This window comes from Nitrosospira multiformis, from assembly GCF_003050865.1.
Taxonomy (GTDB): Bacteria; Pseudomonadota; Gammaproteobacteria; order Burkholderiales; family Nitrosomonadaceae; genus Nitrosospira; species Nitrosospira multiformis_E.
In genome coordinates this window covers 1-10,389 of the sequence record NZ_QAOK01000042.1, presented here as the reverse complement: position 1 = coordinate 10,389, position 10,389 = coordinate 1, and the positions used below count along the sequence as shown (strand labels likewise).

The window sequence follows — 10,389 nt, the reverse complement described above, 5'->3', positions numbered from 1 at the left end:
GGCCCAGACGTGAATGCCCTGGGCGCGCTTTACGCTTTGCACCACCAAGCCATCGATCCCTAGGATAGAATCGATTGGGGACATCGGTATTGCCTCCATTAAACGTGTTCTTCGTAAAAACAAGTCTAATGAATACCCTTGTCCCCCGTTAATGATGAAGAGCCAAGTAAAACAGGTTCCGCAACCGGTGCTGCAAGTTGTCGATAGTAACGCTCTTCGGCTTCGGCAGGCGGCATGTCGCCGATCGATCCCAGCAAGCGCTGGTGGTTAAACCAGGACACCCATTCCAACGTGGCCAGCTCCACCGCAGCCCTGGTCTTCCAGGGAGCCCTGCGGTGAATCACTTCCGTTTTGTACAGTCCGTTGATCGTCTCGGCCAGCGCGTTGTCGTATGCACTTCCTGTGTTGCCGACCGAGGGATTAATGCCGGCTTCACCCAGGCGCTCGGAATAGCGAATGGACACGTATTGCGATCCGCGATCGGAGTGATGGACCAGCCCATCCGATTGCGTTGGGCGTCGGTCGTACACAGCTTGCTCAAGCGCATCCAGAACGAAGTCCGTCGTCATGCTGCCAGAGGCGTGCCAGCCCACGATCCGTTTGGCGTAAGCGTGGATGATGAAGGCCACATACAGCCATCCCTGCCAAGTGGAAATGTAGGTGAAATCCGCCACCCAGAGCCGGTTTGGACGATCCGCCTCGAAGTGGCGCCGCACCAGATCCTGCGGGCAGGCCGCCGCGTTATCGGCCACTGTGGTGCGAACTCGCTTGCCCCGACGCACTCCTTCAATGCCCAAGTCGCCCATCAGGCGTTCGACCGTACATCGTGCCACGCGAATGCGCTCGCGATTCATCTGCTTCCAGACCTTGCGAGCGCCGTAGACGCGAAAGTTCTGCTCCCAGACTCGATAGATCTGCGGCTTGAGTTGTTCATCCATCTGGGCCCGCTGCCTACGTAGCTGTGGTTGCCGACATCGGACAGCGTAGCGCCTGTAGGCTGACGGGGCGGGTCCCGTTGTTGACTTCCGATCGCTTAATCCAATCCAGCAGGGTCGTTGGTGTGCAGCCGATCTTCGGTGCAATAGACTCGACAGCCACCCACAGCGACCGGTATTCATCACGATGCTCCTGGACCAAGCGCACCGCGCGTTCACGTACTTCGGGGGAAAACTTGTTGTTCTTGCTCATGGCTCCATTCTCTCAAGAATTGGAGCCTCCTCAAAACCCGGTGTGATTCAGTATGGACACGTATTCTTTATTCAGAAGCTACGGAGTTAGTTCAGCCCCTGGAAAAAGAGCAGTAGTTACAATCCACAGTGAGGACGAAGAAGCGGCTTCGCCCATAATGTTTCAGAAGCTTCATTCAACACCTTTAGGGGCTCACTCGTTAAGCAGTTCAAATTGAGCTTCAATCTCTGAAATGGGCACCAATGTATCAATGGAGGCTGATATTTTTTCGTAAATCTCTAGGTCTTGATTAACTGCCTCAAACTTGACCACTAGGGCATATTTTGCGTAAGCATCGGGGTCTTTATCCCACCCAGCATGCCCTACTACCGCGATACAAAAATCGGTTGGAAGCTGATGAGAACTAATAACCACCCAATCTTTTTGCACCGTACCAGTGTTCCTTTTTACGTTCTTGATTTCCCCCCAATCATCCCTTTCTCTAATAGTCCACGGAATCACGTCCTCGTCTTCGATATGAGCTAAATCTCCATCATGGAGCACCCGGTTCTTAAATGAGGTTACCGTTTCGCCGATCTTGCTGCTTTGCCAATCGGCCCAGGTCGAAAGATATTGACGGATATTCCTACGAGTTCTTCTTGGCTTAGCTACATACGAAAGTGTGACATCGATTCTAATCTTAAAATCATCTCCCGGTTCTCTAACTTCGAGCGGAAGCGGAATCTGGTATATATGTGCTTCCTTCGCCCTAATACGATTCTCTCCGCTCGAAATGAGGGTTACCCTAAAAAGGTTGTTACTGGTGGCGCGATCAAGATCTGGAATTCCAAACCCAATCTGCTTTAGCACATGTAGCTTATTCGCGGCGCTTTCCGCCCATTCTGGCCACCGAGCAGAATTCACTATAATTCCTCTGTATAACAGGGAAGGTTCATTCGGTAATAGCCGTTGCAAGGCTACTGCGATAGAGGCCACCTTGGGCGCGGCGTAAGACGTCCCCACGTCGTCCCTCGCACTCAAGGGCCCGCCGTACATCGTCGATCTTATTAGTTCAGTACAAACTTCGGGTGGAGTCGTAAGCATTGGGGGCGAAGACGTGTCGCGCACCATTCCCCCCCCATATTCGACCACATCTGGCTTTATTGATCCCCAAACTCCGAGCCCTGTGGTGGAAAAGGAGGACAATTCCCCCGCACTCCCAAAAGAACTCAAATTACCATCAATGAAGCTCTCATGGTTGACTGATCCCACAGTTAAGGCTTGCAAGCTCTCGGACGGACAGGGGATACGAGACGAATCGCGTGTAAGATATCCAGGATAAGTATGACCGCTCTCAAGATGATCAAGGATGCCCATCCGAAAGGGGACGGCCTTCGAATTATCAGGCAAGTTACCTGCACTTTGAAAAAACAAGACGTCGTATTCCCAAGAGAGCCAATCTATAGTTGCCGCCCAAGCAGACATGTGGCGTAGACGGCACGGCCGATATGCCGCAATAGAGTGATTGAAGAGCTTGGTTTTCCCTTCTCTGGTATATTTAGTGACAATCGCTCGGAGGTATAAGGGGGGATATAACATAACGGGTAGCCGATTGTCTTTGTCCAGCACCCGCGCGTTTTGTATCCAACATGGTATTTTGAAAACCCCGGTAACCGGAACTTCGCGGGGATAAATTACCGCACCTGCAACTCTAGTTCCGTGGCCTCCTGGACTTACGTAATCCGCCACGTCGGTTAGAGCAACTCCTGGAACGAAACACTGTGATAACGATTCCTCGATTGCCGCAGCAATCAACGGGTGTTGTTCTTGAATACCGCTATCAATCACACATACTGCAGGAGAACCGGCATCAGGTTTTTGAATTTCCAATCCGAACGGGGGAGCAACCTGCTCTCTCGGATGCGCAACTATCCTATCAATCTCGTCGGGTTCATTCACCTCAAAGAGGTACGGATAGTTAATCACCAAATCGCGCAAACCCATCCCGCAAATCCGTATTCGGACTGTGAAACTATCCGGAAGAGTCGCCGCGCCTAAGTGATCATCATGAAGGATATCTAGTACTTCTCCTCCATATCCAAGGGTAAAACTGATGAGTCCCTGCTCGCGCTCGGCCATCAAATCGTCCCAAGATGCCTCTGCCTGAAGCGCTAATGCGCGCCACACAGTTAAACGATGGTTAAAATGGGCCTCAGTTTCGTTTGGTCTTTGTTCCGGAGGGGGCGGTACGAGAATGTTCCCCAAACACTCAATACCGACATCAACGGTATATATATTCGTATCGGTAATCTCATGCCATTTATCTATTAAAGAGTCTGATAACAATCGCTCAAGACGCAGCTGCAGATTCTCCGGACCGAAAACTGCGTAGATCTTAGCCGCTGTAGTTGCTCCTCTTCGCTCTTCCGCAAAACCATCCACTACTTGGAGAAAAGTCGCCATATCGATTTCTTCGCTTGCGACCACTACGAATCCATCCTCCTGCTCGGACACGATCTCAAGCTTAAAATATTTCCGCAGGTATTCTAAGTCAGTGTCAGGCTCAACCTTAATCAATAGGGGAATATCGGCGGGAATAGGTGGGAGTTTGTGCTGCTCGCGTTCCTCGCGTCGCCTAGCCCAAGTAGCGACAGCTCTTTCAGCCGCACCCCTTAATCGAGCACTGTGGTTTTGTCGATTGGCCTTGTTAAATCGCTCCTGGGCTGCAGTTCTTCCACCTCCACTGAGCTTAGCTCGATCGCGAATAACTAGGGGTAAAGAAAGATGTGGAAAAGTATTTGCGCTTCTGGGTATTCTTGCCATTTCTTACCGTTTTTTAAGCAGCTTTATCACTACAACTTAATTTTGTTCTCTTTTATAAATCTCAGAAATAGCAAACATTAAGTCATCATTCTGTACTTCTCCCCTACCTGACAAAATTGTACTTTTTGCCGCATCTTGCGCGACTTTTACTACTTCGGCGGATGACATCCCAACAAGTTTGCTACTCAGTTTTTCCCAACGAATATTTGACGCGACTTTAATTGCTGACAAAGTCGTCTTTAGGAGCCGCTCAATTTCCTCTGCACCTGGAGGTAACACTTCGAAGACATCGTCAAACCGTCTAAATAACGCCTTATCTAATTGTTTATCGAGATTTGTCGCTGCTACCAGAAGCCCCGGTGCATCGAAGTCGTCTAAAAGTTGCAACAGAGTATTAACAAGGCGAGGAACCTCACCCACGTCGTTTTGATTACTCCTTGATTTCGCTATAAAGTCGCATTCATCTAGAAATAGCAAACATGGGCTAGTCTTTGCCGATTCAAAAACTGCTCGAAGATTTATTCCAGACTCACCGAAGTAAGACGAAATTAAAGCATCGAATCTTACCTTCACTAAAGGCAGACCTGTCGCCCAGGCAAGTCTTTCAGCACCTAACGTTTTTCCACATCCCGGATGCCCATAAAGCAGGATTTTCTTCTTGTGTCGTAGGCCAAAAGATGCCAATCGCTCTCTTGCAGCATATTCCTGCTCAATTCGTCTAAACCTGACTTCAACAGATTCTGGAAGCACCATAAAATGCCGTAGAGTCGCACGAGTCATTTTGACCACGAGCGGATCTTGATAGCGCCGGCTCAAAGGTAAGCTTTGAAGCACCCTTTCACTATCGGTCCTAGGCACCTCATTACCAGACGTAGGTTTTTTCGTTTTCAAAATGCTCTCCAGCTGGTTAGCGAGTACTACGTGGCCTTTATTACCTTCATCCTCAATAATTTTTCTGCAGAGGCGATTTACGTCTTTATCTAAACCAAGCGCTATGGCTCTGAACAGCCTTTTTGTCAAATCTGCTTTCATTTATCCGTGCCACGCCCTTGGCTACAATTCGCTAAAAATTGCATAGGTTTACTATAATTTCACCATTATAGTTTACTGCTCCGCAGATTCATAAAAGCCTGCTTTGTGTCTGCTTGCGACTTTTGATATGTGCAGAATGTGTCAGTACTCGACATTGCCGTACAGTTATTGACAGTACTCCAAGGGGGGCAGGACGACCTGAGGTGGCGAGACTATTACCGCGCCTTCTGACGCTGGCTCTTTAAGCTCAACCGGCCCTCTTAGGTTGTCGGAGTCGCATTTGTGCCGAATGGTCCATTGATGAATCCGGGTGGGAAATACTGTCTTTTCCCACGCTATTCCAATTACTTCTTCCCCTTTCGGTTCCCTGTAACGGTTAGGCTTGTCATTCCACTGCTTGGCTAGCGATATCGGGAAATCCTTGTTTCGCTTGTGGTCCGCCCATTAGCATCACAAAACGGTCCCATTCGCCCTTATCCGCCGCGTCTCTCAATTCTTTCAACTCTCCCGTGACACCCATTTCACCCATGCGGCGCAGTTCGCGCCATAGCGTTACAGAGGGTCCGCCAATCGGCTGAAACTGTCTGATGCCCCAAGTGCTGGCCCATGCTTTTACCCGTTCAGCTGCACTGATAGGCTCTCCACCATCGATATCGCAATCCAGGCCAAAGCCATCGATGTTCTTGGAAATGTATTTCGCGATATAACTGGCAGCCGTTCCCTTTGATTTATCGATGCACTCTTCCTTGTATCGATGCTTGGCAGCACCTGCTTCATCCCCATCTTCGCGCATGGCGTAGTCTTTGATGATGCTACCGACTTGCTTAACGTGCTCTTTTGGCATGAACAGCAACAGGTGCCAATGTGGAGTGCCGTCATGCTGGGGCTCGACAACACGCATGCCGTAGTACGTTAAGTTCCTATCGTCAAGCCTGGACCGTATCCGACTCCATATTTTGTTCAAATAGGCTTGCGCTTCCCTTGGTGTGGTTTGATTGTATTTCGGGTTTTCTTGCCCCGATACAGATAACCTTGCATGCATGCGCGAAGGGCAGGTGATGGTATAGAACATGCTTTCATGTCCCAGCGATTGGGCAACCGCATCGAATCCGGCAATACGTGTCATCAATTCGGACGGCGAATCTTTGGATTTGATACCGAAAGATCGGCTAGTTGCTGTAGCGTGTATTCCTGTCCGAGTTCATTGACTGCGATGCAGTGCTCAAGAATGGCTCGGTTACGGCGGTTTTGTTTGTGCCGCCTCTCCAAGGCCTCATCACTGACGTACTTACCTTTACGGCTATGTACGAGCCCTAAACGGTTGCGCCTTGCTCGAATTCGCGGACGTGAACCTTGCGCAATGCTCTGCGCCACCAATACTCATCGCTGAGGCGAACTAGAATTCCTGTATCGGTAGCGGTTACAGGATTTGCAGGCTTTGATTTTCCTGTTACAGCAATGGCTGACTCGCGCTTTTCTGTTACCGTTACAGGAGTCTGTTTCTCTGTAACGGATGATACTGGTACAGGGATTAGAAAAGCTCGTCTACTTCCTGTATTGATTACTGTTAGCGGATTCTGCTCAGCCTTTGCTTGAACTGGTTGAGTTCATTAACAACCAGCGTAAGGAAGGTGAAGCAGAGTTAAGGCACGATAGCTTCATGCTAAAGGTTCCTAAGGTTCTAAGTGAATCAGCTCCAAAATTTATTGGAACTGCTACTTACACTACCCGGAACCGGAGGGAAGGTAACTCGTAAGGTATATCGCTCTGGCCTCCGATGGGGTCATCTTCAAGCGGGACGGAGTGTGGATTCCTACGCAAGCTCACCTCGATGCTGGACAGTTCGTGGTTAGGACCGGGGTGAGACATGGGTTCGCCTTCAATCAAATCAGGGTGACACCTAAGGGGAGTTGTCTGGCTTGCCAAGCGGTATGGTGGGTGGTTGTTGACCGAGAAAAAACCTCAAAATGCCCTGAGACTCAATCCGATGCCCTACAATTAATTATCAGCTCTTTCCATACCCTTGCCTAGGAAGACTCAATATCGTTTATCCTAGAGCTTCCTGGAGAGTCACTTCTGAGAAAGAGGCTCCCCTTGTGGTACTTTCTTTAATCTTCCACCACAAGAACTGGCATTAATGCGGGTTTTTAGTGACAGTTGGAGTGCCTTATGCCTCTCAACAACACCAATATTTCATTCGGCAGTGAATCAATGTCCCGCTTCGCGCGGGGAGTAGTGCTCCCTTTGCTTCCTCCTTTTGCTTCCTCCTTTTGCTTCCTCCTTTTGCTGCCGTTTCAGCAAGCTGTGTCGAAAGGCCGTACCAAGGTCCAATAGTAAAATGCTGCGATGCGATTATCATAGAGCACTGGAAACTCTTGCTGGTTAGATTGTATCAGCCAGGAGGAAAGAGTTTTACTGGGACCTGTGCTCCTGTTACTGCCAGGCTCGGGACCCAGGAGACTTTGCTTGATAAACCAATAATAGGCAACTGAAGATGAATAACCTGATAACGTACGATCAAGCGTACGATCTCGCGAATATACTGATCAAGAAGGCAACCAAAGAGGAACTGGCGGAGTGCGCGCGCCTGCTTGCATTAAATCTTGCTCACCATCAGGTGAAGCATGGAGAGATTGCGGTAATAGACACGTTAACCTTGCTACGCTCATTTGAGTGTACCGAGGAGCACCTGAATGTGTTGATGGAAGGCATGCTGAATCTGATAGGCGTCCTGGTAAACGTCTGCGGTGGGGTAGGACAGTCAAAGCATTGATGTTTTTTCTAAGTAAACGCTTACTTAGCATGAATAGCGGGTGCTGAACTTGCTATGGCTGAGTATTTCCAGGATACTCGGTATCATATAAGCACATCCATCCTCAAATGATTATGGGCTCTGGACGAGAGCGAATCAGGCCAACAAGCGTATCAGACCATACCGGATCTCATGCAGGTACAAGTTAAGCCGCGATACCTCGCTCCTGGGGTAAGCCGGCGTGAAGTCTGGTCATGGGCAATGTTCGACTTCGCGAATTCAGGCTACACCACCGTTGTGATTACCGCCATTTTTAACGCCTATTTTGTGGCTGTGGTGGCGAATAATGAAGCATGGGGGACGTTTGCCTGGACAGCAGCCTTGTCGGTGTCTTATGCGCTTATTATGGTGACTGCGCCGGTGATAGGCGCTTATGCTGATGCGTATGCGATGAAAAAGCCTTTGCTGCTGGTGAGCACAATCGGCTGCGTGCTTTTTACCGCATTGCTTTACTTTGTCGGGCCGGGTGATCTGATACTGGCCGTGGTACTGATCGTGCTAAGTAACTTTTTCTTCAGCAGCGGCGCGAATTTGATTTCCGCTTTTCTGCCCGAACTTGCACACGGGGAGGCATTGGGAAAGGTTTCCGGGTGGGGCTGGAGTTTCGGCTATGTTGGCGGGCTGATCAGCCTGGGATTATCGTTGGCTTATGTGACCTGGGCACAAAACCAGGGCAGTCCTGCAGAGCAGTTCGTTCCGGGCACAATGCTTATAACTGCCGGACTTTTCGCGATTTCGAGCATACCGACCTTTCTCTTTCTTAAGGAACGTGCGCTGCCGCAATCGCATCCGGCAGAACGCAATGTCGTGCGCGAAGCATTTGCCCGCTTGCTCGTCACGTTCCATCGTGTGCGCGATTTTGACGACCTCCTACGCTTTCTCGCATGTATCGTGTTTTACCAGGCAGGCATTCAGACCGTAATTACTTTAGCTGCCATATATGCGCAACAGGTAATGGGCTTTGATACCGGCGATACCATGTTTCTGGTTCTGGTTGTCAACGTTACGGCATCGATCGGTGCGTTCGCCTTCGGCAATATCCAGGACAGAATCGGCCATATTCCCACCATCGCGCTGACTCTCGGAGGCTGGATTGTAATGGTGTTGCTGGCATGGATGGCTGCCACACGCCCCATGTTCTGGCTCGCTGCCAATGTTGCCGGCCTCTGCCTTGGAGCGTCACAATCGGCAGGGCGCGCACTGATAGGCTATTTCAGCCCGGATGCGAGACGCGCCGAATTTTTCGGACTGTGGGGACTTGCAGTCAATTTATCCTCGATACTCGGTCCGATCACGTATGGGATCGTGAGCTGGATTTCCGGCGGTGATCATCGGCTGGCCATGTTGATTACGGGCAGTTATTTTATTATAGGCCTGGGGATATTGATGAGCATCGATATACAACGGGGACGGCGGGCCGCACTGAGCGTCAGCACTCCAGTGGAGAGCCTTACAGGGAATCGCTGATAAGCAATCACCCCTGTAGGCTCCACGCCGCCAGACTTTCCATTTCAGCTGCCTGTTATCTCTTTTTTGAGTCTGGCGCCATTGCCGCCGGTTTATCTGCGCTTATTCTATATAAACGCAGATACCCGCCGCTCAGTGATGCATGTGGTGATTATGATCGCCACCCTGGTTACCGCTTTGGCCGTGCGCCCCGTGCCCGCTGTGGCCGCTGTGATTTCCGTGGCCGGCGTGGTCGCCATGACCCTCTTCTGATTTTTTATCGCTCTTTTTCTGTGAATCCTTTGCTGCTGCCTTCAATGGAGTGAACCGGGCGGATTGTGCCTCTTGTTCCGGCAATTTGACAAATACGACGACTACCGTGTCCGGGGTCAGGACGAAATCTCCCGTTCCTTTCATTATGTTATTTCCCGCCGGTTCGAGCTTTATGGAAGTTTTCGGCTTGGCTTTACCGACCTGAAATGCTGCCTTGCCCACGCCCCCTTCTGTCTTGATCTGCGCATCTGCATGATCTGTTACATAAACCGTCAATTCTTTATCTTTTGTTACAAGCTCCAGATGATAGGGTCCCGCCATACGCACCTGCCCGCCGTGAGGCGCGGCATGGGTGTCGAAATATTCGTCGGTATGCGCCGCGGCAGGCAATGACACGGCCAGAACAGCACTCGTCAAGACCATGACCATCGATTTAATCATTTGCTCTACTCCTTGTAGGTACGAATTGAAGAATTGTAATGCGTGCCCCATCGCGGGAACCGTATTGCCGTTTGCTTCTCTTACTTGGATTGCTCTTGCTTCCCTTCTCCAAGGTTTTCTGGAATTCCCGCGGCATGTTTCCGCTTTCCGGCTGTATTTGCCCGGTGCTCCGCCTCAGTCACCCCGCCTTTCTTATCTGCGCGCCCTGAGCCTGAAGGGCACAGCACATGCCTGTCGAAGGGGAGTGGCACCGGGGAACGCCCTGCAAAAGAACGAACGCTTTCAAGGTAGACATCCGTTCTTTTACCGCTGGTTGCTAATGCACATGCTCGCCTGGCGGGGGAAGGATTTCCCCTTCGCGGTTGAGCTGCGCCACCTGCTGCATCAGCATGTCG

9 protein-coding genes and 1 pseudogene are annotated in these 10,389 nt (G+C 50.4%); 4 read left to right on the top strand and 6 right to left on the bottom strand.

Translation table 11 applies throughout. The features are described 5' to 3' along the window. Window positions 1-125 precede the first annotated feature (125 nt). The 5 genes and pseudogenes from C8R21_RS14520 to C8R21_RS16735 form a co-directional block, all read right to left on the bottom strand. Window positions 126-1,188 (bottom strand): annotated as a pseudogene (locus tag C8R21_RS14520) (IS3 family transposase). A 192-nt stretch (window positions 1,189-1,380) separates the two neighbouring features. Beyond that, window positions 1,381-3,744, bottom strand: coding sequence for a S8 family peptidase (locus C8R21_RS14515; protein ID WP_181258968.1), 2,364 nt, complete (start codon window positions 3,742-3,744; stop codon window positions 1,381-1,383). 282 nt (window positions 3,745-4,026) lie between these two features. Continuing rightward, a complete protein-coding gene (locus C8R21_RS14510) occupies window positions 4,027-5,022 on the bottom strand; it encodes an AAA family ATPase (RefSeq protein WP_107763344.1) in 996 nt (331 codons plus the stop codon). Window positions 5,023-5,407: 385 nt separating this feature from the next. Next, on the bottom strand, window positions 5,408-6,148 hold the full coding sequence (locus tag C8R21_RS14505) for a replication endonuclease (RefSeq protein WP_107763343.1): 741 nt from the start codon (window positions 6,146-6,148) through the stop codon (window positions 5,408-5,410). Next, window positions 6,148-6,396, bottom strand: a complete 249-nt coding sequence (locus C8R21_RS16735) for a replication endonuclease (RefSeq protein WP_181258967.1) — start codon at window positions 6,394-6,396, stop codon at window positions 6,148-6,150. Before C8R21_RS16735 ends, C8R21_RS14505 begins: the two co-directional genes overlap by 1 nt. 387 nt (window positions 6,397-6,783) lie before the next feature. On the opposite strand from C8R21_RS16735, the gene C8R21_RS16730 reads away from it, so the two are divergent. From C8R21_RS16730 to C8R21_RS14485, 3 genes are all read left to right on the top strand, one after another. Then, a complete protein-coding gene (locus tag C8R21_RS16730) occupies window positions 6,784-7,053 on the top strand; it encodes a phage antirepressor KilAC domain-containing protein (protein WP_107763341.1) in 270 nt (89 codons plus the stop codon). Window positions 7,054-7,516: 463 nt separating this feature from the next. Then, window positions 7,517-7,795: a hypothetical protein gene (locus tag C8R21_RS14490; RefSeq protein ID WP_074974988.1), complete on the top strand. Its 279-nt coding sequence runs from the start codon at window positions 7,517-7,519 to the stop codon at window positions 7,793-7,795. A gap of 171 nt (window positions 7,796-7,966) precedes the next feature. Continuing rightward, a complete protein-coding gene (locus tag C8R21_RS14485) occupies window positions 7,967-9,301 on the top strand; it encodes an MFS transporter (RefSeq protein WP_258192435.1) in 1,335 nt (444 codons plus the stop codon). 132 nt (window positions 9,302-9,433) lie between these two features. Here C8R21_RS14485 and C8R21_RS14480 read toward each other — a convergent pair whose 3' ends face one another. Then, window positions 9,434-9,994 carry a hypothetical protein gene (locus C8R21_RS14480; protein ID WP_107763339.1) on the bottom strand — a complete coding sequence of 187 codons (561 nt, stop codon included), beginning with the start codon at window positions 9,992-9,994 and terminating at the stop codon, window positions 9,434-9,436. Window positions 9,995-10,019: 25 nt separating this feature from the next. Here C8R21_RS14480 and C8R21_RS16175 point away from each other — a divergent pair. Next, the coding region (locus tag C8R21_RS16175; RefSeq protein ID WP_219906684.1) for a hypothetical protein at window positions 10,020-10,389 on the top strand (370 nt) is incomplete at its 3' end.

Excerpts from the sequence above, each read along its gene's own strand:
- C8R21_RS14510 (WP_107763344.1), bottom strand. The coding sequence starts at position 5,022 with ATGAAAGCAGATTTGACAAAAAGGCTGTTCAGAGCCATAGCGCTTGGT.
- C8R21_RS14485 (WP_258192435.1), top strand. The coding sequence starts at position 7,967 with ATGCAGGTACAAGTTAAGCCGCGATACCTCGCTCCTGGGGTAAGCCGG.
- C8R21_RS14490 (WP_074974988.1), top strand. The coding sequence starts at position 7,517 with ATGAATAACCTGATAACGTACGATCAAGCGTACGATCTCGCGAATATA.
- C8R21_RS14480 (WP_107763339.1), bottom strand. The coding sequence starts at position 9,994 with ATGATTAAATCGATGGTCATGGTCTTGACGAGTGCTGTTCTGGCCGTG.
- C8R21_RS14505 (WP_107763343.1), bottom strand. The coding sequence starts at position 6,148 with ATGACACGTATTGCCGGATTCGATGCGGTTGCCCAATCGCTGGGACAT.